The sequence below is a fragment of the Caballeronia sp. SEWSISQ10-4 2 genome, assembly GCF_030464885.1.
Classification (GTDB): domain Bacteria; phylum Pseudomonadota; class Gammaproteobacteria; order Burkholderiales; family Burkholderiaceae; genus Caballeronia.
On the sequence record NZ_JALPRJ010000013.1, the window covers coordinates 67618 to 92571 of the forward strand.

The 24954-nt window shown below is 58.8% G+C and carries 22 protein-coding genes; all 22 read left to right on the top strand.

The window, feature by feature from the left end:
* Positions 1-139: 139 nt before the first annotated feature.
* The 22 genes from M0D69_RS11455 to atpA all read left to right on the top strand — a co-directional run bounded on the left by M0D69_RS11455 (position 140) and on the right by atpA (position 24939).
* Positions 140-1819 carry a GMC family oxidoreductase gene (locus M0D69_RS11455; protein ID WP_301782138.1) on the top strand — a complete coding sequence of 560 codons (1680 nt, stop codon included), beginning with the start codon at positions 140-142 and terminating at the stop codon, positions 1817-1819.
* A gap of 459 nt (positions 1820-2278) precedes the next feature.
* Positions 2279-3058, top strand: coding sequence for an ABC transporter ATP-binding protein (locus M0D69_RS11460; protein ID WP_047895230.1), 780 nt, complete (start codon positions 2279-2281; stop codon positions 3056-3058).
* The gene (locus M0D69_RS11465; protein ID WP_301782139.1) at positions 3055-3813 is read left to right on the top strand and encodes an ABC transporter ATP-binding protein; all 759 of its coding nucleotides are present in this window, start codon (positions 3055-3057) and stop codon (positions 3811-3813) included. The genes M0D69_RS11460 and M0D69_RS11465 overlap by 4 nt, the downstream gene beginning before the upstream one ends.
* Positions 3814-3884: 71 nt before the next feature.
* Complete coding sequence (locus M0D69_RS11470) at positions 3885-5108, top strand: ABC transporter substrate-binding protein (RefSeq protein ID WP_301782140.1); 1224 nt, start codon at positions 3885-3887, stop codon at positions 5106-5108.
* A 156-nt stretch (positions 5109-5264) separates the two neighbouring features.
* On the top strand, positions 5265-6149 hold the full coding sequence (locus tag M0D69_RS11475; protein WP_301782141.1) for a branched-chain amino acid ABC transporter permease: 885 nt from the start codon (positions 5265-5267) through the stop codon (positions 6147-6149).
* Positions 6149-7120 carry a branched-chain amino acid ABC transporter permease gene (locus M0D69_RS11480; RefSeq protein ID WP_301782186.1) on the top strand — a complete coding sequence of 324 codons (972 nt, stop codon included), beginning with the start codon at positions 6149-6151 and terminating at the stop codon, positions 7118-7120. The genes M0D69_RS11475 and M0D69_RS11480 overlap by 1 nt, the downstream gene beginning before the upstream one ends.
* Positions 7121-7712: 592 nt before the next feature.
* Positions 7713-8879: an ABC transporter substrate-binding protein gene (locus M0D69_RS11485; protein ID WP_301782142.1), complete on the top strand. Its 1167-nt coding sequence runs from the start codon at positions 7713-7715 to the stop codon at positions 8877-8879.
* Between the two features lie 261 nt (positions 8880-9140).
* A complete protein-coding gene (locus M0D69_RS11490; protein WP_301782143.1) occupies positions 9141-10319 on the top strand; it encodes an ABC transporter substrate-binding protein in 1179 nt (392 codons plus the stop codon).
* 156 nt (positions 10320-10475) lie between these two features.
* A complete protein-coding gene (locus tag M0D69_RS11495; RefSeq protein ID WP_301782144.1) occupies positions 10476-11531 on the top strand; it encodes a branched-chain amino acid ABC transporter permease in 1056 nt (351 codons plus the stop codon).
* Between the two features lie 4 nt (positions 11532-11535).
* Positions 11536-13320 (top strand): ATP-binding cassette domain-containing protein, encoded by a 1785-nt coding sequence (locus M0D69_RS11500; protein WP_301782145.1) that lies wholly within the window; start codon positions 11536-11538, stop codon positions 13318-13320.
* A complete protein-coding gene (locus tag M0D69_RS11505; RefSeq protein ID WP_301782146.1) occupies positions 13320-14066 on the top strand; it encodes an ABC transporter ATP-binding protein in 747 nt (248 codons plus the stop codon). The genes M0D69_RS11500 and M0D69_RS11505 overlap by 1 nt, the downstream gene beginning before the upstream one ends.
* A gap of 152 nt (positions 14067-14218) precedes the next feature.
* The gene (gene mnmG, locus M0D69_RS11510) at positions 14219-16183 is read left to right on the top strand and encodes a tRNA uridine-5-carboxymethylaminomethyl(34) synthesis enzyme MnmG (protein ID WP_301782147.1); all 1965 of its coding nucleotides are present in this window, start codon (positions 14219-14221) and stop codon (positions 16181-16183) included.
* On the top strand, positions 16183-16863 hold the full coding sequence (gene rsmG / locus M0D69_RS11515; RefSeq protein ID WP_301782187.1) for a 16S rRNA (guanine(527)-N(7))-methyltransferase RsmG: 681 nt from the start codon (positions 16183-16185) through the stop codon (positions 16861-16863). The genes mnmG and rsmG overlap by 1 nt, the downstream gene beginning before the upstream one ends.
* 62 nt (positions 16864-16925) lie before the next feature.
* Positions 16926-17696 (top strand): ParA family protein, encoded by a 771-nt coding sequence (locus tag M0D69_RS11520; RefSeq protein WP_301782188.1) that lies wholly within the window; start codon positions 16926-16928, stop codon positions 17694-17696.
* 37 nt (positions 17697-17733) lie between these two features.
* Entirely contained in the window at positions 17734-18663 is a 930-nt protein-coding gene (locus M0D69_RS11525; protein WP_301782148.1) for a ParB/RepB/Spo0J family partition protein, read from the top strand.
* A 4-nt stretch (positions 18664-18667) separates the two neighbouring features.
* The gene (locus tag M0D69_RS11530; protein WP_301782149.1) at positions 18668-19807 is read left to right on the top strand and encodes an SLC13 family permease; all 1140 of its coding nucleotides are present in this window, start codon (positions 18668-18670) and stop codon (positions 19805-19807) included.
* A gap of 314 nt (positions 19808-20121) precedes the next feature.
* Positions 20122-20721: an ATP synthase subunit I gene (locus M0D69_RS11535; protein ID WP_301782150.1), complete on the top strand. Its 600-nt coding sequence runs from the start codon at positions 20122-20124 to the stop codon at positions 20719-20721.
* 194 nt (positions 20722-20915) lie between these two features.
* Positions 20916-21767: a F0F1 ATP synthase subunit A gene (gene atpB, locus M0D69_RS11540; RefSeq protein WP_301782151.1), complete on the top strand. Its 852-nt coding sequence runs from the start codon at positions 20916-20918 to the stop codon at positions 21765-21767.
* Between the two features lie 157 nt (positions 21768-21924).
* Positions 21925-22197, top strand: a complete 273-nt coding sequence (gene atpE, locus M0D69_RS11545) for a F0F1 ATP synthase subunit C (RefSeq protein WP_047895197.1) — start codon at positions 21925-21927, stop codon at positions 22195-22197.
* A 138-nt stretch (positions 22198-22335) separates the two neighbouring features.
* The gene (locus M0D69_RS11550; RefSeq protein WP_301782152.1) at positions 22336-22806 is read left to right on the top strand and encodes a F0F1 ATP synthase subunit B; all 471 of its coding nucleotides are present in this window, start codon (positions 22336-22338) and stop codon (positions 22804-22806) included.
* Positions 22807-22808: 2 nt separating this feature from the next.
* Positions 22809-23348, top strand: coding sequence for a F0F1 ATP synthase subunit delta (locus M0D69_RS11555; protein WP_301782153.1), 540 nt, complete (start codon positions 22809-22811; stop codon positions 23346-23348).
* Between the two features lie 49 nt (positions 23349-23397).
* The gene (gene atpA / locus M0D69_RS11560) at positions 23398-24939 is read left to right on the top strand and encodes a F0F1 ATP synthase subunit alpha (RefSeq protein WP_301782154.1); all 1542 of its coding nucleotides are present in this window, start codon (positions 23398-23400) and stop codon (positions 24937-24939) included.
* Positions 24940-24954: the final 15 nt, after the last annotated feature.

A 24954-nucleotide genomic window follows, 5' to 3' on the forward strand; every position in this document is an offset into this window, starting at 1 on the left:
TGCACTGCGTCCGCGGTAGCGTGTCCCCGTATACAAGAGCGTGATGCAGCGCTGGGCGCCGAATTCACGACGCCCATGGCGAAGTGAGCATTCCAGATAGAGTGAAAGCCGCGAGTAGCGGCTCCGGCAGGAGACACACATGAAACAGGACGCGCGCAAGCTCGAGGGCGAATTTGATTACATCATTGTCGGTGCGGGGACGGCGGGCTGTGTGCTCGCCAACCGCCTGACCGAAGATGCCGATGTAAGTGTGTTGCTGCTGGAAGCGGGTGGCAGGGACAACTATCACTGGATTCATGTGCCCGTCGGCTACCTGTATTGCATCGGCAATCCGCGCACGGACTGGCTTTATAAAACACAAGCGGAACCAGGACTCGATGGACGTTCGCTTTCGTATCCGCGAGGTCGCGTGCTGGGCGGCTGTTCGTCGATCAACGGCATGATCTACATGCGCGGCCAGCGCGAGGATTACGACGATTGGGCGCGCATCACCGGAGACCCCGACTGGTCCTGGGATTCAGTATTACCCGTGTTCAAACGCAGCGAAGATCATCATGGCGGTGCGAATGAGTGGCACGGCGCGGGAGGCGAATGGCGCGTCGAGAAGCAGCGGCTGAAATGGAAAGTACTGGAAACTTTCGCGCAGGCGGCGCAAGAAACCGGCCTTCCCGCCACCGACGATTTCAATCGTGGCGATAACACAGGTGTAGGTTATTTCGATGTGAACCAGCGCAGCGGGATTCGCTGGAATGCATCGAAGGCATTTTTGCGGCCCGCGATGAAGCGTTCCAATCTCACGATCATCACGGGTGCTTATACGCAGCGACTCGTGATGGAAGGCAAGCGTTGTGTGGGCGTGGAGTACCGCGGTGGCGACGCGGACTATCTCGCCAAGGCGCGTTGCGAAGTGATCCTGAGTGCGGGCGCGGTGAATTCACCGCAGTTGCTGGAGCTGTCCGGCATTGGCAACGGAGCGCGGCTGCAGCAAATGGGTATCGATGTGGTTAAGGATTTGCGCGGCGTCGGCGAGAATTTGCAGGATCATCTACAGCTTAGGATGGCTTATAAAGTGCGTGGCGTGCGCACCTTGAATACGTTGTCGGCGCATTGGTGGGGCAAGGCGTGGATCGGCTTGCAATATGCGTTGACGCGCAGTGGACCGATGTCGATGGCGCCATCGCAATTGGGGGCGTTCGCGAAGTCGAATCCCGATGACATGACCATTACGCGGCCCGACGTCGAGTATCACGTGCAGCCGTTGTCGCTGGATCGGTTCGGTGAGCCGCTGCATGCGTTTAACGCGTTCACGGCGTCGGTGTGCCCGTTGCGGCCGACATCGCGAGGGAGCGTTCACATTGCATCGCCGGAGGCGCGGGATGCGCCTATGATCGCGCCGAATTATCTGTCCACCGATCGCGATCGCGAAGTTGCGGTCAATGCATTGCGGTTGACGAGGCGGATTGCCGCTGCACCAGCGCTGGCCAAATATTCGCCGGAGGAGATCTTGCCGGGGACCGCGTTCCAGACCGATGCGGAGCTTGCCGTGGCCGCGGGGAAAGTCGGCACGACCATTTTTCATCCGGTAGGTACCTGCAGGATGGGGACGGATAACGATCCGGCTGCGGTGGTGGATGGGCGCTTGAGGGTCATCGGCGTAACAGGATTGCGCGTAGTCGATGCTTCCGTGATGCCTACGATCACCTCCGGCAACACGAACTCACCAACGTTGATGATCGCTGAAAGGGCCAGTGAAATGATTCGTGCCGACAGGCGATTTGTGGGCTCGCGCGCGAGGGTGGACGGGTCGGGCCCTGCTTGATTGATGAGGGCGTGAGGGGGTTATAACGCGCACCACGTTTGTAACCGCTCCTTTCAGGGTCACGCCAAGTGGGACAAAACTACTAGAAGATGTCCGGCGTTGCGAACGAGCAAGATATCTGCAAGTACGCGCAAAGTAGCGTGCGCACTGGAAATTCACCCGCCACTGCGAGAGAAAACAAACGGCGAAACTAAGTGCAAATCCCGATGATTGCGGTGCATCATTGGCGCGACAATACCTTCTCCGCGCTTGATGCGCCGCACGTCTGCACGACCGTTGTGCGGCACGCAAAAAGTGCAGAGGACTCGAACAAACGCAACGGCAGCAGCGCAACACAGCCCCAAGCAAAAGTACCCGCACGACCGCAGCGAACTACCGCCAGCAAAACCACGGGGCATGCGCCAAAAGCGCGCCGAGCTGAAGCTGAAACAAAGGCTCAAACAAAGCACGGAAGGGGACATGATTCTCGGCGATACGATTCTGGAAACCCGCGGCCTGACAAAAGAGTTCAAAGGCTTTACCGCCGTCAATGGCGTGAACCTGCGCGTGCGCCGTGGCTCGATCCACGCCTTGATCGGCCCCAACGGCGCAGGCAAAACCACCTGCTTCAATCTGCTCACCAAATTCCTCGAACCCACAGCGGGTCAGATCGTCTTCAACGGCATCGACATCACCGGTGAGCGTCCGGCCCAAATCGCACGGCGCGGCGTGATCCGCTCATTCCAGATTTCCGCTGTATTTCCACATTTGACAGTGATGCAGAATGTACGCATCGGCTTGCAGCGCTCGCTCGGGACATCGTTTAAATTCTGGAAGAGCGAACGTGTCCTTAACGCACTCAACGACCGCGCGATGGACCTGCTGACCCAGGTCGGCCTGACCGATTTCGCCGATACCACCACGGTCGAACTTTCCTATGGCCGCAAACGGGCACTGGAAATCGCGACCACGCTTTCAATGGAGCCCGAACTCATGCTCCTCGATGAACCCACGCAAGGCATGGGTCACGAAGATGTCGACCGGGTCACGGCGCTGATCAAGAAAGTATCGGCGGGACGCACGATCCTGATGGTTGAACACAACATGAACGTGATCGCGGGCATCTCCGACACCATCACCGTCCTTCAACGCGGTGAAGTGCTGGCCGAGGGCAGTTATGCAGAGGTATCGAAGAATGCGCTCGTGATGGAAGCCTACATGGGCAGCGCCGACGCAGCCCTCGCCGGAGCGCATGCATGAGCACGATCGTGGAAGAACGCCGCGCGGAACAGCGTGAAGCATCGACTCAGGAACCGGCGCTCGAACTCGTCGGCGCACAAGCCTGGTACGGCGAATCGCACATCCTGCATGGCGTGGATCTGACCGTGCATCGAGGCGAAGTCGTGACGCTGCTCGGACGTAACGGCGCAGGCCGCACGACTACGCTGCGCGCAATCATGGGACTGACCGGCCGGCGTACGGGATCGATTCGTATTGGCGGGCATGAAACTGTCAGCATGTCGACGCACAAGATCGCGCATTACGGCGTGGGCTATTGCCCGGAAGAACGCGGCATCTTTTCGAGCCTGTCGTGCGAAGAGAATCTGCTTTTGCCGCCGCTTGTGGGCAACGCGAAAGATGCAATGTCCATCGATGAAATCTATTCGATGTTCCCCAATCTCAAGGAGCGCCGCGCCAGTCAGGGCACCCGGCTCTCGGGTGGTGAACAGCAAATGCTGGCGGTCGCGCGCATCCTGCGCACCGGCGCCAATCTGCTGCTGCTCGATGAGATATCGGAAGGACTCGCGCCTGTCATCGTTCAGACGCTCGCGCGCATGATCTTGATGCTCAAGGCGCGCGGCTACACCATTGTGATGGTCGAACAAAATTTTCGCTTCGCCGCGCCGCTCGCCGATCGCTTCTATGTCATGGAGCACGGGAAGATCGTCGAGCACTTCAATGCCGGGGAACTCGAAACGAAAATGCCAGTGCTGCATGAACTGCTCGGGGTTTGAGAACGTCAAACGCAAGTTCAACGTAACAGCACGCGGCTAACCGCAAGAACAACAACTCAACGGAGACTGTAATGAAGAAGAAGACCCTCGCGCGCCTGTCGGGCATCTGCCTTGCGGTTGCCGCTGCCACAGCCTCGCTAATGGCGGGCAACGCACATGCAGCGCCCGGCGACACGGTGAAGATCGGCTATATCACGGACCTGTCAGGTCTTTATGCGGACATCGACGGTCAAGGCGGCCTCGAATCCATTCGCATGGCCATCGCGGATTTCGGCGGCAAGGTGAACGGCAAGCCGATCGAACTCGTCTATGCCGATCATCAGAACAAGGCGGATATTGCAGCATCGCGTGCACGGGAATGGATCGACCGCGACGGCGTGAATGTGATCATCGGCGGCACGAATTCGGCGACCGCGCTCTCGACGAATCAGGTCGCGGGCGAGAAGAAGATTCCGTACATCAACATTGGCGCAGGCGCGGATACCCTGACCAACGAGCAATGCACGCCGTACACGGTTCACTATGCGTACGACACCATGGCGCTCGCCAAAGGCACGGGCTCGGCGGTGACGAAGCAGGGCGGCAAGACGTGGTTCTTCCTCACGGCGGATTATGCGTTCGGCAAGGCGCTGGAGAAGAACACGTCGGACGTGGTGAAGGCGAACGGCGGTCAGGTGGTCGGCGTAGTCCGTCATCCGCTGTCGGCCTCTGACTTCTCCTCCTTCCTGTTGCAGGCCCAAGGATCGAAGGCGCAGGTGCTGGGTCTGGCGAATGCAGGCGGGGATACGATCAACTCGATCAAGGCGGCGAAAGAATTCGGCATCACCAAGTCGATGAAAATCGCTGCGCTGCTGATCTTCCTCACCGACATCCACAGCCTGGGTCTCGAAACCACGCAGGGCCTGGTCGCAACGGATAGCTGGTACTGGAACAAGGATGCCGAGACACGTAAATGGGCGCAGCGTTACTTCGCCAAGATGAAGAAGATGCCGACCAGTTTGCAGGCCGCGGACTATTCGGCCGCGACCACGTATCTGAAGGCGGTGCAGACCGCTGGATCGACCGATAGCGACAAGGTGATGGACCAGTTGCACAAGATGAAGGTCAACGACTTCTACGCGCAGAACGGCTACATCCGTGCGGACGGAAGCATGATCCACGACATGTATCTGATGGAAGTGAAGAAGCCGTCGGAGTCGAAAGAACCTTGGGATTACTACAAGATCACGGCAACCATTCCGGGCGACCAGGCGTTCGGCACGAAGGCGGAGTCGCGCTGCGCGTTGTGGAAATAAGCGGCCGGGTTATAGCGGCACTGCGGATTCAAGCATGACGTCGGGGGTTTCATTGCATCCGGGTGTCACGCAATCTGCATGATCGATCGACGCATGGCGGCTTGCTCATATCGAGCTAAGGCGGCATGCGTCGAAACTACTCTGACGGCAGATTCAATGGAAATTTTCGGCATTCCGCTCGCGGCGATGATGAGCCAGTTGCTGCTCGGGCTGGTGAACGGATCGTTCTACGCCATCTTGAGCCTGGGCCTCGCGGTGATCTTCGGCCTGCTCAACGTGATCAACTTCGCCCACGGCGCGTTGTTCATGCTGGGCGCGATGCTCACATGGATGGGTTTCTCCTACTTCAATGTGCCGTACTGGGCAATGCTCGTGTTCGCGCCGCTGATCGTGGGCGTATTCGGCGTTGTGATCGAACGGACGATGTTGCGCTGGCTTTACAAGCTCGACCATCTCTACGGCTTGCTGCTCACGTTCGGCATCACGCTTGTGATAGAAGGCGTGTTCCGCTCGATCTACGGATCGTCGGGCCAGCCGTACGACGTCCCCGAACTGCTCTCGGGCGCGACGAATCTCGGCTTCATGTACCTGCCGAACTATCGGGCGTGGGTGGTGCTGGCATCGCTGATCGTGTGCTTCGCGACGTGGTTCGTGATCGAGAAAACGCGGCTGGGCGCGTACCTTCGCGCGGGCACTGAGAACCCGAAGATGGTCGAGGCGTTCGGCATCAATGTACCGTTGATGGTCACGCTAACCTACGGTTTCGGCGTCGCGCTCGCGGCCTTCGCCGGCGTGCTTGCCGCGCCTGTGATCCAGGTGTCGCCGCTGATGGGACAGTCGATGATCATCACCGTGTTCGCCGTGGTCGTTATCGGCGGAATGGGGTCGATCATGGGCTCGATCCTCACCGGGCTCGGGCTCGGCGTGATCGAAGGCCTGACACGCGTGTTCTATCCGGAAGCCTCCGCGACGGTCGTTTTCGTGATCATGGCGCTGGTGCTGCTGGTGCGCCCGGCGGGACTTTTCGGCAAGGAAAAATGATGGTTAGGAAAGTGCTCTACGGCGTGTTGCTTGCCGGCCTGATCGCAGCGCCGTTTCTCGGCGTGTACCCGGTCTTCATGATGAAAGTGCTGTGTTTCGCGCTGTTCGCCGCTGCCTTCAATTTACTGATCGGCTACACGGGCCTGCTCTCGTTCGGCCACGCGATGTTTCTCGCCAGCGCGGGTTATTCGGCCGGTTATGCCATCCAGACGCTTGGTTTTACGCCGGAACTCGGCGTGATCGCGGGCACGGCCGTCGCGACATTGCTCGGCCTGATCGTGGGCTTGTTTGCTATTCGCCGCCAAGGCATCTACTTCGCGATGGTCACGCTGGCGCTCGCGCAGATGGTCTACTTCGTGTTCCTGCAGGCGCCGTTCACGCACGGCGAGGACGGTCTGCAAGGCGTGCCGCGCGGCAAACTGTTCGGCGCAATCAGTCTGAGCTCCGATCTGACGCTCTATTACATCGTGCTCCTGGTGATGGTGCTGGCGTTCGGATTTATCGTGCGCATCGTGCATTCGCCGTTCGGGCAAGTGCTGATCGCGATCAAGGAGAATGAGCCGCGCGCGATCTCGCTCGGTTATGACACGTCGCGTTTCAAGTTGCTGGCGTTCGTGTTGTCGGCGGGATTGGCGGGGCTGGCCGGCGCGCTTCAAACACTGGTGCTCGGCTTCGAGACGCTCGGCGACGCGTACTGGACCATGTCCGGCCTGGTCGTGCTGATGACCCTGGTTGGCGGCATGAGCACCATGTTCGGGCCTTTGCTCGGCGCGTTCATTATCGTGGCGCTGGAAAATCGTCTCGGCGATATCGGCAGTGCGCTGTCTTCGCTTACCGGAATAGATTGGTTTAACTCGCTCGGAGAGTCGGTGACGATCGTGACGGGGCTGATCTTTATTGCGTGCGTGCTGCTGTTCCGGCGTGGCATTGTGGGAGAAATCATTGCGCGGGTTCGTCCCTTGCGCGGTTAAAGGAATTCAAGCGGAAGCAGTGCGATTTAGTTTGCGATCCGAACTATATGCGAGCATGAGCGATGGTTTTCCCTCGGATAATCGCGCTATTTAACGGGGCGTAGATGAGCAATTGCCCAATAAAGGTGCTAACGTGCACCACTAGGGTAAATGCTAGGTTGTCGGTATTCGTTGCGCAATCTAATATCCGTTTCAGTTCTGTTGCACCCCGAATTTTGAGGTGGAGAACGAGGAGACAACGAGGCATCAAGTGCCCGACCGAAAGCGCTGTTGGATGATTCCAACAGCGCTTTTTATTTGTGCTTCACGTTTATCGGTTACCTCATTCAACTCTATTTTTCTCCTCGCATTAAGGGGCCAGATATGGTCTCCGAACGCTGCCCGATTCACATTAATTTATCCATTTTCGTACGGGTTTTCCCGGGCATTTTTCAATGCGTGGCTTAGCGCGCATTGGTGCGTTCAAATCCCCTCAAAACGCTTGCCCCATGCGGTTCTCGTCCGCTACACTCCCGATTCACCGACCGCGTGGTCGGGATATAGAAATCGTAAAATCGCGCTAGTGAACACAACACATTTACGGGGCATATCGATGAAGTTGGTTTTACGCTGGATCTCGACGGCGGTATTCGTCGCGAGCGTTTCCTCAGTAGTCAGTTCGCAGGCTTTCGCAGACGTAAAGATCGGTGTGACTTTATCTGCCACCGGCCCGGCCGCATCGTTGGGAATTCCTGAGAAAAACACGATTGCGTTGCTGCCGAAGGAGATTGCTGGCCAGAAGATGCAGTACATCGTCCTCGACGACGCGACCGATTCCACGCAAGCGGTAAAGAACGCGCGCAAGTTGACGAGTGAAGATCACGTTGATGCCCTGATCGGCTCAACGGTAGTTCCCAATTCGCTTGCAATGATCGACGTGGCTTCGGAAACTTCCACGCCGATGATCTCGATGGCCGCGGCAGCTACGATCGTCGAACCGATGGATGCGAAACGCGCGTGGGTATTCAAGACGCCGCAGAACGACATCCTGATGGCGACGGCGATCGCGCAGCACATGTCGAATCACGGCGTGAAGTCGGTGGCGTTTATCGGTTTCAGCGACGCTTACGGCGAAAGCTGGTTCAAGGAATTCACCAAAGCCGCCGATCTCGCGAAGATCAAGCTGGTCGCGAATGAACGCTTCGCGCGTAACGATGCATCGGTGACGGGACAGGTTCTTAAAGTCGTGTCGCAGAATCCGGATGCCGTGCTGATCGCGGGCGCGGGAACACCGGCCGCTTTGCCGCAAAAGACGCTGAAAGAGCGGGGCTACAAGGGCAAGATCTATCAGACGCACGGCGTCGCGAACAACGATTTCCTGCGTGTGTGCGGCAAGGATTGTGAAGGCACGTTCCTGCCCGCCGGGCCGTTGCTGGTCGCGGCGCAATTGCCCGATTCGAATCCGGTGAAGAAGTCGGCGCTGACGTATAAGCAGGCTTATGAAGGTGCGAACGGCGCGGGTTCCGTGTCCACGTTCGGCGGGCACGCGTGGGATGCGGGCTTGCTGCTGCAACGTGCAATTCCGATTGCGTTGAAGAAGGGACAACCCGGCTCGCAGGCATTTCGCGAAGCGTTGCGCGCGGCGCTCGAAAGCACCCAGGACTTGCCCGGCTCGCACGGGATCTTCAACATGAGCGCGAACGATCACTCGGGACTCGATCAACGCGCGCGGGTGATGGTGGAGATCGTCGGCGGCCAGTGGAAGCTCGCCAAAGATTGATGGCGGCCGACACGACGATATGAACCGATCAAAGGCGCGTTGCTTCGAACGCGCCTTTTTTTCGGGGTTTATCGCTACGTCGTTTTGGATGGGCTCGGCAGCGTAGACCTGACGGTTAACGCTGAGGGAAAACGAGTCCAGGCGCATGCGATGACCGAAAATAGATTGAGCGGCTAAACGAAGACCGCACGACAAAGATTCATAACAACTCGCAGTAGCGCACAGGGCGTGCGCGATGGCATAGCGTCTGGAGACGATGCAATGGAAAAGACCAACCGTTGGAAGTGGCAGGGACACCTCACGAGCGCGGCGCTCGGAGTGACGCTCGCCTTTGGTGCGAGCGCGGTCGTCGCACAGGTGAAGATCGGGGTGACGTTATCGGCGACAGGACCGGCGGCATCGCTTGGGATTCCCGAGAAAAACACGATCGCGTTGTTGCCGAAGGAGATCGGCGGGAAGTCAGTGGAGTACATCGTGCTCGACGACGGTTCCGACACCAGCCGTGCCGTGCAGAACACGCGCAAGCTGATCGATGAAGATCATGTCGACGCCATCGTGGGCTCCACGGTGACGCCCAATTCGCTCGCCATGCTCGATGCCGCGAGCCAAGGCAAGACGCCGATGATCTCGATGGCCGCTTCCGCCGCCATCATCTCGCCGATGGACGCAAAACGTACGTGGGCGTTCAAGACGCCGCAGAACGACAGCCTGATGGCCGACGCTATCGCTGAGTACATGGAGAAGCACGGCGTGAAGACGGTCGGTTTCATCGGCTTCGCGGACGCGTATGGCGACGGCTGGTACAGCGTGTTTAACACGGCCGCCACGGCGCACAACCTGAAGATTGTCGCGAACGAACGCTTTGCCCGCACCGATACCTCGGTTACGGGCCAGGTGCTGAAGACCATGGGCGCGAATCCCGATGCGGTGTTGATCGCGGGCGCCGGCACACCGTCGGCGTTGCCGGCCAAGGCGCTGAAGGAGCGTGGTTACAAAGGCAAGGTCTATCAGACGCATGGCGTGGCGAACAACGACTTCCTGCGTGTGTGCGGCAAGGATTGCGATGGCGAATTGCTGCCGGCCGGGCCAATCCTCGTCACGGATCAATTGCCGGAGGGCAATCCGGTGAAGAAGTCGTCGCAGGCTTATAAGGCGGCGTATGAGAAGGCGTACGGCGCGGGATCGATATCTACATTTGGCGGCCATGCATGGGACGCCGGGCAGATGCTGCAGCAAGCGATTCCCGAAGCGCTCAAGACGGCTCAGCCGGGCACCGAAGCGTTTCGTGTGGCGCTGCGCGCAGCGCTTGAAAACGTGAAAGACCAGCCGCTCGCGCACGGCGTGATGAACACCACGCCGGCCGATCACAACGGCCTCGACAAGCGCGCACGCGTGATGGTGCAGATCGTCGATGGCAAGTGGAAGCTGCAAAATGATTAGCACTGGCGTCGACTGCTTGCGCGCTGGCAATTTGGCGCGTTAGCGTTCCGGAGTTTCAACCATGGCCTGGGGCTGCGTTTCTTTCGCGGCGCCAGGCCATGTTTTCGATGGGCTGACCCGGCAGCCCCAGTGGCAGGACGCTCCTAAAGAGGAAGTATGGACTTATCGATTGCGGCGATTCTCGCGCAAGACGGCATCACCACGGGCGCGATCTACGCATTGCTGGCGCTCGCGCTGGTCCTCGTGTTTTCGGTGACGCGTGTCATCTTCATCCCGCAGGGTGAGTTCGTCGCCTACGGCGCGCTGACGCTCGCCGCGCTGCAAACGCAGAAGCTGCCGGCAACGTGCTGGCTGCTCATCGCGATGGGCGTGGGGTGCTTTGTCGCGGAGATTGCGGGCATCGTGCGGCATCCTTCCCGGCACAGGCAGATTGGTCGCACGCTCGCTGTGCTCGCCGGCAAATATCTGCTATTCCCCGTCGCCGTGTACGCGCTGACGCAAAGCGTGCTGATGCAGCCGCTGCCGATGATCGCGCAGGTTGCGCTCGCGCTGCTGATCGTGATTCCGATGGGTCCATTCGTCTATCGGTTGGCCTACGAGCCAATCGCCGAAGCCAGCACGCTGCTGCTGCTGATCGTGGCGGTAGCCGTCCATTTCGCGATGGTCGGCCTCGGCCTCGTCATGTTCGGCGCGGAAGGGTCGCGCACGACCGCGTTCTCCGACACCACCTTCAACCTCGGCAGCGTTTCCATCTCCGGGCAGAGTCTGTGGGTCGTCGGGACGGCCGTGGTGCTGATCGTCGCGCTGTATCTGTACTTCGACCGCACGATCTCCGGCAAGGCGCTGCGCGCGACCTCGGTGAACCGGCTTGGCGCGCGGCTGGTGGGCATCGGCACGACGCAGGCTGGACGGCTTGCCTTCACGCTCGCGGCCGGCTTAGGCGCGCTTTGCGGCGTCCTGGTGGCGCCGATCACAACCATCTACTACGACTCGGGTTTCCTGATCGGCTTGAAGGGGTTCGTGGGCGCGATCGTCGGCGGGTTGGTGAGTTATCCGCTTGCCGCAGCGGGGTCGCTGCTGGTCGGGCTGCTTGAGTCGTATTCGTCGTTCTGGGCGAGCGCGTACAAAGAGGTGATCGTCTTCACGCTGATCATTCCGGTGCTGCTGTGGCGGAGTCTGGCAAGCCCGCATTCGGACGAAGACGAGGAGTGACGCGATGAAATTCGTCATGCGAAACAAATTTTTCTGGGTATTCCTGCTGGTCGTATTCATGCTGCCGGTTCTGCCACAACCGGTCCGCATGCCCGAGTACTGGATCACGCTCCTGAATTACATCGGTTTGTATTCCATCGTCGCTATCGGGCTTGTGCTGCTGACGGGTATTGGCGGGATGACGAGCTTCGGTCAAGCGGCGTTTGTTGGTGTCGGCGCTTATTCGACGGCCTATCTGACGACGCAGTTCGGTCTGTCGCCGTGGCTCGCATTGATTGTCGGCGTGGTGCTGACGGCCCTGATCGCGCTGCTGCTCGGGATGGTGACCATGCGGCTGTCTGGCCACTTTCTACCGCTCGGAACGATCGCTTGGGGGCTGTCGCTGTTCTTTCTGTTCGGAAATCTGGAGTTTCTCGGCAAATACGACGGCATCAACGGCATTCCGGTGCTCAACCTGTTCGGCTGGCATCTGGAGTCCGGGCGATCGATCTATTACCTGATCTGGGTGGTCGTGTTGCTGTCAGTGGTGTCTGTTCAGAATTTGCTTAATAGTCGCCCTGGGCGTGCAATACGCGCGCTGCGCGGCGGCGGCACGATGGCCGAAGCCATGGGTGTGAATACCGCGTGGATGCGTGTGGTGATCTTCGTCTATGCCGCCGTGCTGGCTGCGATTTCAGGCTTTCTGTACGCGCATTTGCAGCGAGCGGTGAATCCGACGCCGTTCGGTTTGAATCACGGCATTGAGTTCTTGTTCATGGCAGTGGTCGGCGGCGTGTCTCATGTCTGGGGTGCGGTTTTAGGCGCCACGATCCTCACCGTTCTTCAGGATTATCTGCAAACGCTGTTGCCGAAGCTGCTGGGCTCGAATGGTAATTTTGAGATCATCGTGTTCGGGATCTTGATGGTGTTGCTGCTTCAGTACGCCCGGCAAGGGGTTTGGCCGTTCGTGGCGCGTCTTTTCCCCAGTGGACCGCGCGCCCGCGCCCCGGAGCATGCTGAAGCGCTGCCCCAGCGGCCGAAGCCAACTATGGGCGAACCGTTGCTGGTCGTCGATAAAGCCCGCAAGCAGTTCGGCGGTCTGGTCGCCGTCAACGACGTCAGTTTTCAGGTGCGGGCGGGCGAGATTATTGGCTTGATCGGACCGAACGGCGCGGGGAAATCGACGACGTTCAATCTGGTCACGGGCGTGCTGCAAGCAACGAGCGGCTCGATTACGTTCCAGGGTGAACGCATCGATTCGATGAGTTCACGTGAAATCGTCAAACGCGGCATTGGGCGGACGTTTCAGCACGTGCGCTTGCTATCGGGAATGACGGTTCTGGAGAACGTCGCGATCGGCGCTCATTTGCGTGGCAAGACTGGCGTATGGCGCAGCGTCGCCCGTCTGAACGCTGCCGAAGAAGCGCGGTTGATGGCCGAAGCGGCGAAACAGATCAAGCGGGTGGGTCTGGAAAAGCATCTCTACGACGAAGCGGGCAGTCTGGCGCTTGGGCAACAACGGATTCTGGAGATTGCTCGCGCGTTGTGCTGCGATCCGACTTTGCTATTACTGGACGAACCAGCTGCTGGTTTGCGCTATCAGGAAAAACAGCAGCTGGCGGATTTGCTGCGACGCCTGAAGGGTGAGGGCATGAGCATTCTGTTGGTTGAGCACGATATGGATTTCGTGATGAATCTCACCGATCGCCTGGTGGTGATGGAATTTGGCACACGGATTGCCGAGGGGTTGCCTGAGGATGTGCAGAAAGATCCGGCAGTTTTGGAAGCTTATCTAGGTGGAGTGGACTGATGGCCGATGCAATTCTCCAAGTCACCGGTTTGTCCGTTCGTTACGGCAAGGTCGAGGCACTCCATGATGGGAAACTCACCGTTGGCGCAGGGCAGATCGTTTCGGTAATTGGGCCGAACGGCGCGGGCAAGTCGACATTGCTCAACGCAATCATGGGCGCGCTGCCTTCCACAGGTTATGCGAAGGGAATAGTCCGATATCTGGGCGAGGATATCTCCGCGCTGCCAATCGAGAGACGTGTTTCACGTGGAATGTGCTTGGTGCCGGAAAAACGCGAATTGTTTGCCGGCATGACAGTGGAAGACAACCTGGTTTTGGGTGCGTATCGACGAAAGCGTGCTGGTGAGCGCAATTTCCTCGATCAACTCGATCATGTGTTCGATTTGTTCCCGCGGTTAAAAGAGCGGCGGAAGCAGGCAGCTGGAACGTTATCAGGCGGTGAGCGGCAGATGCTTGCGGTTGGCCGTGCGCTGATGGGAAAGCCGGATCTGCTGATGCTTGATGAACCTAGCCTCGGGCTTGCACCGTTAATCGTAAAAGAGATCTTCCATATCATTAGCGCGCTTCGACAAACGGGCGTCGCTACGCTGCTAATCGAGCAAAACGCACGTGCTGCGCTGCAGATCTCTGATTACGGCTATGTGCTGGAAACGGGTGAATTCGCAATGGAAGGTGCCGCTAGTGAGTTAGCTCACAATCCAAAAGTGATCGAAACGTACTTAGGATTAGCGAAGAAGATGGCCTAGCTCTTTCAAACTCGGCGAATTTCGATGGCGTGTTTCACGTGAAACATGCCATTTTTTTCGCGTTAGCCGTTCGGCCTGAATCGTGGCAAAAGCTAACCGGCTATAATTCTTCGATATCTCTTTCGAAGGTCCGCCAGTTCGCGCGGGAACCCATGCTTTATCCAACTGAATTCGATGTGATCGTCGTCGGCGGCGGTCACGCTGGAACTGAAGCCGCTTTAGCCTCGGCCAGAATGGGCGCGGCTACGCTTTTGCTGACACATAACATCGAGACGCTGGGCCAGATGAGTTGCAATCCCTCGATCGGCGGGATCGGGAAGGGGCATTTGGTCAAGGAAATCGATGCCCTTGGCGGCGCAATGGCTGCGGCAACCGATGAAGCGGGCATCCAGTTTCGGATTCTGAACTCATCGAAGGGTCCGGCTGTCCGCGCCACGCGGGCACAGGCGGATCGCGTTTTGTATAAGCAAGCGATCCGGCATCGACTTGAGAATCAGCCCAATCTTTGGCTGTTTCAGCAGGCTGTGGACGATTTGATAGTCGAAGGCGATCGAGTCGTGGGCGCCGTGACGCAGGTTGGTGTGAAATTTCGCGCAAGGGCAGTGGTGCTGACGGCCGGGACGTTCCTCGACGGCAAGATTCATGTCGGTTTGAACAACTACACGGGCGGAAGAGCGGGGGATCCGGCGGCTGTATCACTATCGGCGCGGCTTAAGGAGCTTCGACTTCCGCAGGGACGGCTCAAAACGGGCACGCCGCCGCGTATCGATGGCCGCACTATCGACTATTCGAAGCTTGAGGAACAACCTGGTGACCTCGATCCGGTCCCGGTGTTCTCATTCCTTGGCCGCGTTGAGCAACATCCGCGGCAGGTGCCGTGCTGGGTGACGCATACCAATGAACGGACGCACGACATTATTCGCGCTGGCCTCGACCGGTCGCCGATGTACACGGGCGTTATCGAAGGTGTCGGGCCGCGCTATTGCCCGTCGATCGAAGACAAGATTCACCGGTTCGCATCCAAGGATTCGCATCAAATCTTCCTGGAACCTGAAGGACTGACGACGAACGAGTTCTATCCGAACGGTATTTCGACGAGCTTGCCGTTTGATGTACAGCTTGAGCTGGTCCGTTCCATGAAGGGTTTGGAGCACGCGCACATCCTTCGGCCGGGCTATGCAATTGAATACGACTACTTCGATCCTCGAGCGCTCAAGGCGTCGTTGGAAACAAAGGCGATTGGAGGTCTGTTCTTCGCAGGGCAGATCAATGGCACGACCGGCTACGAGGAAGCCGCTGCGCAGGGCTTGCTGGCGGGTATTAACGCAGCGCTGCAGGTCAGCGGCAGGGATGCGTGGTGCCCGCGTCGCGATGAAGCCTATTTGGGTGTTCTAGTCGACGATCTGGTCACGCAAGGGGTGTCGGAGCCATATCGGATGTTCACTAGCCGCGCCGAATATCGCCTCTCGCTGCGTGAAGACAACGCCGATATGCGTTTGACCGAAGCCGGTAGGGCACTCGGCGTCGTGGACGACACGCGTTGGAACGTTTTCAACGAAAAGCGCGACGCTGTTTCACGTGAAACACAGCGGCTTAAATCGACTTGGGTTAACCCTAAAACGTTGCCCGCTGAGGAAGCCATCGCATTGCTCGGCAAGCCGATTGATCATGAATACAGTCTGGCGGACTTGCTGCGTCGGCCGAACATCACTTACGCCGATGTTTGCGCATTGCGCGGTCATACATCTGGTCCGGAAACACCGCTTGCACAAGATCCGATCCTGCTCGGTCAGATCGAAGAGCAGATTGAGATTGCGGTGAAGTATCAGGGCTACATTGATCGTCAAGCTGGCGAAATCGAGCGCAACGGAACGCACGAGAATACGCGCCTACCGGAAGCGTTCGATTACGCAGAAGTGCGCGGACTTTCGTTTGAGGCACGTCAAAAGCTTATGCAACACCGTCCGGAGACGATCGGCCAGGCATCGCGGATCTCGGGTATCACACCGGCCACCATTTCACTGCTCATGGTGCATCTCAAGCGAGCGATGGGCCGGCGCGACCAGGTAGCGGGGAATAGCAGGGACGGGCGTGGCAGCGCTCGCTCCGTCTCGTGATGCAGCGTGACGCCGGGGATACCGGACTACAAGCGCTTCTGGACGAAGGAATCGAGCAACTCGGCATTGCCGTCACGGACGCACAGCGCCAAAAGCTACTCGACTACGTGGCATTGCTGGGCAAGTGGAATGCGGTTTACAACCTGACCGCGATCCGCGATCCTCGCCAGATGCTGATTCAGCACATCCTCGATTCTCTCGCGATCATTCCCTTTATCACTCGCCGCACCGGGCCTCAATCAGCGCTAGACGTTGGCTCGGGCGGCGGTCTGCCGGGAATCGTCATGGCGATTGTCCTGCCCGACTGGCAAATCACGCTGAATGACATCGTTCACAAGAAAACGGCCTTCCAATCCCAGGCGAAGCTGCAACTTGGGTTGAGTAATCTGTCGGTTGTGACGGGGCGTGTCGAGAATCTTCGGCCGGGAATCGAAGTCCCAAGTCTTTTCGATGTAATCGTCTCGCGCGCGTTCGCAGAACTCTCTGACTTCGTTACACTGGCGCGTCATCTGGTTGCCGGCAATGGTCGCATCTGGGCGATGAAGGGAATCAAGCCGGATGCCGAGATTGCTCGCCTTCCGGCCAACACGAAAGTCTGCTCTATCGAACGCCTCCGCGTGCCCATGCTCGACGCCGAGCGCCACCTGATCGAAATTGAAATCGGAGCGGCCCTACATTGAACACTGCAGTCGACATCTCACGCGCGCCTGAAATCCAGACGGGAAAGAAGGGACACATCACGATGGCAAAAATCTTCTGCGTCGCGAACCAGAAGGGCGGCGTCGGAAAAACGACGACGGCAGTTAATCTCGCGGCGAGCCTGGCAGCGCTCGACCAGCGCGTCTTGCTGATCGACCTGGACCCGCAGGGCAACGCCACGATGGGCAGTGGCATCGACAAAGCCGCCGTCGAGAACACCGTGTATGAAGTGCTGGTCAACGGTGTGACGGTGCGCGAAGCGTGCACCCGCACAGACGCCGTTGGATATGACATCTTGCCGGCGAATCGCGAGCTGGCGGGCGCGGAAGTGGAACTGGTCGGCGTGGAGAATCGCGAGCGCGTGCTGCGCCGTGCGCTGGAGGAAGTCTCGGCTGACTACGATTTCATCCTCATCGATTGCCCACCGGCTTTATCGCTGCTCACGCTGAATGGTTTGTGCGCCGCCCACGGCGTCGTCATCCCGATGCAATGCGAATATTTCGCGCTCGAAGGCTTGTCCGACCTGGTCAACACGATCAAACAGGTCCACGCGAATTTGAACCGCGACCTGAAGGTGATCGGATTGTTGCGGGTCATGTTCGATCCGCGCATTACGTTGCAGCAACAGGTATCGGATCAATTGAAACAGCATTTCGGCGACAAACTCTTCGACGTCGTCATTCCCCGCAACGTCCGTCTGGCCGAAGCGCCTAGTTACGGTTTGCCGGGTGTCGTTTTTGATCGGGCATCGCGTGGCGCGCAGGCATATATCCAGTTCGGTACGGAAATGATCGAGCGCGTGCGCGCGCTTTAATGGACAAAGCGTCAAGATGGCAGAGCGAGGAAGCAAGATGAACGCGACGATGAAGAAGAAGGGCCTGGGACGCGGGCTGGAAGCCCTGCTGGGCGGCAGCTCGGATATCACCGAGGCTGTACGCAGCGAGGGCTTGCCGAACGTTTTGCGGCTCGACTCGATGCAGGCTGGCAAATACCAGCCGCGTACGCGCATGGACGAAGGCGCGCTGCAGGAACTCGCCGCCAGCATCCGGGCGCAGGGCGTCATGCAGCCGATCCTCGTGCGTTCAATTGGTGACGACCGGTACGAGATCATTGCCGGTGAGCGGCGTTTCCGCGCGGCGAAACTCGCGGGCCTGGAAGAAGTGCCGGTGCTGGTGAAAAACGTGCCGGATCAGGCTGCCGCGGCGATGGCGCTGATTGAAAACATCCAGCGCGAGGATTTGAATCCGCTGGAAGAGGCGCAAGGTATCCAGCGTCTACTCGATGAATTCGATTTCACGCACGAGCAAGCGGCGGAATCGGTCGGGCGTTCGCGCAGTGCCGTATCGAATCTGCTGCGCTTGCTGAACCTCGCTACGCCGGTTCAAACCATGCTGCTCGCCGGCGATCTCGACATGGGCCATGCGCGTGCGCTGCTTGCCGTCGATGCCGCCACGCAGATCCAGTTGGCCAACCAGGTGGTCAACAAGCGCATGTCGGTGCGTGAGACCGAAAAGCTGGTTTCATCGACGACTAAAGAAGTGCCCGCCACGAAAGCGCGCGCAGCAAATGACGGCGGCCGCGACACGCGCCGGCTTGAAGAGGAGTTGTCCGACCTGCTGTCGGCCAACGTGAAGATCAAGATGGGCGGGCGAGGGCGCGGCAAGTTGCAGATCGATTTCGGCGATCTCGATGCACTCGAAGGTATTCTGGGACGTTTGCGCTCGGGCGTCGTCAACGGTAAACAGGCAAACACGGACAACGTATCAGCGGCGCAAGCGTAAGCGGATGCACTCGCCCGCGGATGTGAAGCCGGCTCAGACGAGCCCGCTGTCGAAAGCGTGGGCGCTTGTCACGAAAGAGCCCGTGCTGGCGATTCTCGTTGCCGCGCTGATTGCGCTGCAGATCCTGCATTCCAAACCGTGGGCGTCGTTACCCGCGTTGATCGACTGGCAGACCGTGCTGACGCTCGCCGGCCTGTTGATAGTAACCAAGGCGGTGGAGTTGTCGGGCTTCCTCATGTGGATGGCCCACCGAGTCGTGCATCGGATTCACGGGGAACGCGGGCTTGCGTTTCTGTTGATCGGCCTTGCCGCCGTGCTTTCCACTTTGCTCACCAACGACGTCGCGCTGTTCGCCGTCGTGCCCTTGACCCTGTCGCTGCACAAACTCGCGCCGCTTCCCATCAAGCGCTTGGTGATCTTCATCGCGATCGCCGTGAATGCCGGTTCAATCCTTACACCGCTTGGGAATCCTCAGAATCTCTTCCTCTGGCAGACGAGCGGCGTGTCCTTCGGCCGCTTCGTGTGGGCGTTGCTGCCATTGTGCGCGGCGCTCATGGCGATGCTTTACGTGCTGGCCGCTGTGATGTTCCACAGCCGGCCGCTCGATCTTTCCGGCGATACTGAAGCGCATTCCGTCGATATCCCGCTTTGCACGGTAGCGGGCATTGCGTTCATCGCTTTTGTGATTCTCGCCGATGCCCGTTACGCCAGCATCGGACTGGCCGCCATCGCACTTGGCTTCTTGTTGTGGCGACGTCAGGTCGTGTTGAAGATCGACTGGTTGCTGCTGCTGATCTTCGTGTTGATGTTCATTGTCCTGCGCAGCGTAGCTGCGTTGCCGTCAGTGCATCACGCGATAGCAAGCCTTGGCCTCGATTCGCCGCTCAAAGCGTATGCGGCGGGCGCTGTGTTGTCTCAAGGAATCAGCAACGTGCCAGCTGCGATCATGCTCGCTGAGTTTTCGAAAGACTGGCGGGCGCTGGCATTCGGCGTGAGCGTCGGTGGATTTGGCATCGCGATTGGCTCGCTTGCGAATCTGATTGCCGTTCGACTCTCGGGCGAACGCGGCATGTGGGGCCCGTTTCACCTCATCTCCATTCCGTTCTGGATCGTTGCAGCGGCTGTTGGAGCGTGGCTCGTCTAGGCATCCAGAAAATGGTGCGGCGCACGCAACGCATTCCATGTCTTGCCGAAAAGCGACGTGAAACCGGCACGCATCCGGCGGTATTCAGACTCGTTGTCCACACAAGCGAAATCTCCATTCGGAGACGTGTTTTTAAGGCTCGTCCGCTTGATTTTTGATGGCCCTAAGCTATTGAATCTGTGACAACAATCGCTTACAATCCCCCGGATTTATCAGCTTGGCGACTCCGAAAGCGCAACGTAAGTATGAGGCTGAATCCAGCCACGAACGGACGGCAAATGCGCTGGCTGTAACTGACTTTAGTGAGATGTGTGATGGCGGTGCGAGAGCAGGATCGAGCGCCGGAAGGCGGGCAAGATGGGCGCGATTCACGCCCTGCCGCGGATTTGACCGGACACAAGACACCCGGTTCAACGCCCAGCATCATTTCTTCTTCTGGTCAGCCGGGCCACGCGTCGGATCATCCATTCGACGATTCGTGGGACGCTGAAGCACAAGATAACAAGACTGTTCCGCTCACGCGGGCAGAGGCGGAGACGCTGTTTGGTCCCGGAGTGAGTCGTCCATCGCGTGTCACGCCGTTCAAGGTTGTGGCGGCGCAAATGGTTTTGTCCCTGTGTGCGACGTTGGCATGGTGGCTGTTCTACAGTCCACCGGGCGCTGCTGCGCTGTCCGCGTTCCTCGGGGGAGCGATTTGCTGGGTGCCGAGCGGATTGTTCGCTGCACGGTTGAGAGCGAAGAGCGGCGCCGAAACCATCGCAAGCTGGGTGATCGGCGAAGCAATAAAGATGGGCGCGACGATTGCGATGTTCGTGGCCATTGCGTACGGTTTCAAAGGCGTGTTGTGGGTGCCGCTGCTGGTGACGTACCTCATCGCGTTGAAGACGTACTGGATCGCGATGGCTTGGAAATAAGGCGCGCGACATAGCGCACCCCGTAGCCTTGACGCGGCAGGTAAGTGACGTACCAACAGTATCAGAGCAAATTAATACGTGCGGAGTAGCTCTCCTGCACGCGGGCTCGTGCCCTGCGAACCGACCACTGAATGGCGGATCGAGGATCACACGGGCGGCGGAAGATTTTCGACAATTTGGGTGGCTTTAACGTTATGGCAGCTAGCGAAGGAACGCGCGCGATGGATCCGTCGGAGTACATCGCGCACCACTTGCAGAATCTTTCCACCTCGCAGCAGACGTCGATCTTCGATATCCACGTCTGGAATCTCGACACGCTTTTCTGGTCGATCCTGTGCGGACTTGTCACCATCCTGATCCTGGGTCTGGCGGCTCGCAAAGCAACGTCCGGCGTGCCGGGACGCTTCCAGTGCGCCATCGAGATGCTGGTCGAGATGGTGGAAGACCAGTCAAAGTCGATGATCCACGGCAGCCGCCGTTTCATCGCTCCGCTCGCACTCACCGTGTTCGTGTGGGTCGCGCTCATGAATTCGCTCGACTTCATCCCGGTTGACCTGCCTACGCGCGTGATTGGCTGGCTCGGTTTGTCCGAGACGTTCCCGCATATGCGGGTCGTCCCCACGGCTGACCTGAACGGCACGCTCGGCATTGCTATCGGCGTGTTCGTGCTGATGATTTACTACAACTTCAAGATCAAGGGCGCAGGCGGCTTCGTTCACGAACTGCTGTCCGCTCCGTTCGGCGCGCATCCGTTGCTGTGGATCCCGAACCTTGCACTCAACATCATCGAGTTCGTCGCCAAGACGGTTTCCCTCGGCATGCGGCTATTCGGCAACATGTACGCAGGCGAGCTGTTGTTCCTGCTGATCGCGTTGCTCGGCAGCATGTGGCATTTCGGCGCGGACGCCTCTGTGCTCGGCTTTTTGGGCCACGTAGTTGCAGGGACGGTTTGGGCGATCTTCCACATTCTGATCGTGCTGCTGCAGGCGTTTATTTTCATGATGCTGACGCTGGTGTATCTCGGCCAGGCGCATGACTCGCACTAAGCCGCACTAAGTAGCTAAATCAGGCAGCAGGGAAGGCTCACAGTAGTTCGGTGAAACGCTGCAGAACACCGCAGCGGCGAACCAAAAGTCAGCAGAATCGTATCGAGTTTCAATTTTATAAATCTAGTTCCAAAGTCTTTTTCACATAGGAGTAGTCATGAACGCTTTCATCGCCAACATCCAGGGTCTGACCGCCATCGGTATCGGCATCATCATCGGCCTGGGTGCAATCGGCGCCTGTATCGGTATCGGCCTGATGGGTGGCAAGTACATTGAAGCGTGCGCTCGCCAGCCGGAACTGATGAACCCGTTGCAAACCAAGATGTTCCTCTTGGCTGGTCTGATCGACGCGGCGTTCCTGATTGGCGTTGGTGTGGCAATGCTGTTTGCGTTCGCGAACCCGCTGCTGTCGAAGCTCGCCGCAGGCTGAGGTTCCTCGGAAGTGTGCGCTTGAGCTTTTAGCGATCAAGCGCAGGACGGAACGTGCGACGGCGCTTAATCGATGCGATTTTTTCGATGAGCGCCTTGCCGTTTCACTCTCCGGATTAGCAACGTTTAAGGAAACACCGTGAATCTCAACGCAACCCTGTTTGCGCAAATGGTCGTGTTTCTGATCCTCGCGTGGTTCACGATGAAGTTCGTGTGGCCGCCGTTGATCAACGCCCTCGACGAGCGCGCGAAGAAGATCGCCGACGGGCTGTCGGCTGCCGAAAAGGGCAAGGCCGAACTCGAAGCCGCACATAAGCGCGTCGACCAGGAACTCGCGCAAGCCCGTAACGACGGCCAGCAGCGTATTGCGGATGCTGAAAAGCGCGCCGCAGCTGTCGCCGACGAAATCAAGGCTAACGCCCAGGCTGAAGCTGCGCGCATCATTGCGCAAGCGAAGGCCGACGCAGACCAGCAAGTCGTGAAAGCGCGCGAAGCATTGCGCGGCGAAGTCGCGGCGCTGGCCGTGAAGGGCGCCGAGCAGATCCTGAAGCGCGAAGTCGATCAATCGGCTCACGCCGAGATGCTGAATCAACTCAAAACCGAGCTCTGATCATGGCCGAACTTGCAACCATCGCCCGACCGTACGCAGAAGCCATATTCCGCGTGGCCGAAGCGGGTGAGCTCGCCGCCTGGTCTGACTTCGTCGAGGAGCTGGCTCAGGTTGCGCGTCTGCCTGAAGTGCTGTCCATCGCGACGAGCCCGAAAGTGAGCCGCGATCAGGTCAGCGAGCTGTTGTTGACGGCGGTGAAATCGCCGCTCGCGAAACAGCCGGAGGCCAAGAACTTGGTGCAGATGCTGGTGGACAACCACCGGCTGACGCTGATGCCGGAAATTGCCGTGCAGTTCGACGAGCTGAAGAATTCCCGCGAAGGTGCGGCCGATGCGCTGATTGTCAGCGCATTCCCGCTGGAAGGCGCACAGTTGAGCGACCTTGTCGCGAATCTCGAACGCAAATTCCACTGCAAGCTCAAACCTACCGTTGAAGTCGATAAGTCGCTCATTGGCGGCGTGCGGGTGACGGTAGGCGACGAAGTACTCGATACCTCGGTCCGCGCGCGCCTCGCCAGCATGCAGACGGCTCTGTCCGCCTGACGCGCTTTTGCGCCGGCGCACGTAAAGAATTGACTATCAGGAGTGACTAATGCAACTCAATCCCTCTGAGATCAGCGAGCTGATCAAGAGCCGGATCCAGGGCCTGGAAGCGAGCGCCGATGTTCGCAACCAAGGCACTGTGATTTCCGTGACCGACGGTATCGTGCGTATTCACGGTTTGTCGGACGTGATGCAGGGCGAAATGCTCGAATTCCCGGGCAACACCTTCGGCCTCGCGCTGAACCTCGAGCGCGATTCGGTTGGCGCCGTGATTTTGGGCGAATACGAACACATTTCGGAAGGCGACGTCGTCAAGACGACGGGCCGCATTCTCGAAGTGCCGGTGGGTCCGGAACTGCTCGGCCGTGTGGTCGACGCACTGGGCGTGCCGATCGACGGCAAGGGTCCGGTCAACGCAAAGATGACCGACGCTGTCGAAAAGATTGCACCGGGCGTGATTTGGCGTAAGTCGGTGTCGGAGCCGGTTCAAACGGGTCTGAAGTCCATCGACGCAATGGTGCCGGTCGGCCGTGGCCAGCGCGAGCTGATCATTGGCGACCGCCAGTGCGGCAAGACGGCTGTTGCCATCGACACGATCATTAACCAGAAGGGTAAGAACCTCTTCTGTATTTACGTCGCGATCGGCCAGAAGGCTTCGTCGATCATGAACGTGGTGCGCAAGCTGGAAGAAACCGGCGCGATGGAATACACCATCGTGGTCGCGGCTTCTGCTTCGGAATCGGCTGCCATGCAATACCTGGCACCGTACGCCGGTTGCACGATGGGCGAATACTTCCGCGATCGCGGTCAAGACGCGCTGATCGTGTATGACGATTTGACCAAACAAGCATGGGCGTATCGTCAGATTTCGCTGCTGCTGCGTCGTCCGCCGGGTCGTGAAGCGTATCCGGGCGACGTGTTCTATCTGCACTCGCGTCTGTTGGAGCGTGCTGCTCGCGTGTCGGAAGACTACGTTGAGAAGTTCACGAACGGCGAAGTGAAGGGCAAGAGCGGTTCGCTGACGGCATTGCCGGTCATTGAAACGCAAGCCGGCGACGTGACCGCTTTCGTTCCGACGAATGTGATCTCGATTACCGACGGCCAGATCTTCCTGGAAACGGACTTGTTCAACGCCGGTATCCGTCCTGCTATTAACGCAGGCGTGTCCGTGTCGCGAGTGGGCGGTGCAGCGCAGACCAAGGTCATCAAGAAGCTGTCGGGCGGCATTCGTACCGACTTGGCGCAGTATCGTGAGTTGGCTGCGTTCTCGCAGTTCGCATCGGACCTGGACGAAGCGACCCGTAAGCAGCTTGAGCGCGGTCGTCGCGTTACCGAGTTGCTGAAGCAGCCTCAGTATCAGCCGCTTCAGGTTTGGGAACTGGCGGTTGCGCTGTTCGCCGCGAACAACGGTTATCTCGACGATCTCGAAGTCGCGCAAGTGTTGCCGTTCGAAAAGGGTCTTCGCGACTACTTGAAGACGAAGCACGCGGACATGATCAAGCGCATCGAAGATAACAAAGACTTGTCGAAGGACGACGACGGCGCATTGCATACCGCGCTGAAGGACTTCAAGAAGTCGGGCGCTTACTGATCTTCGGATTTGATC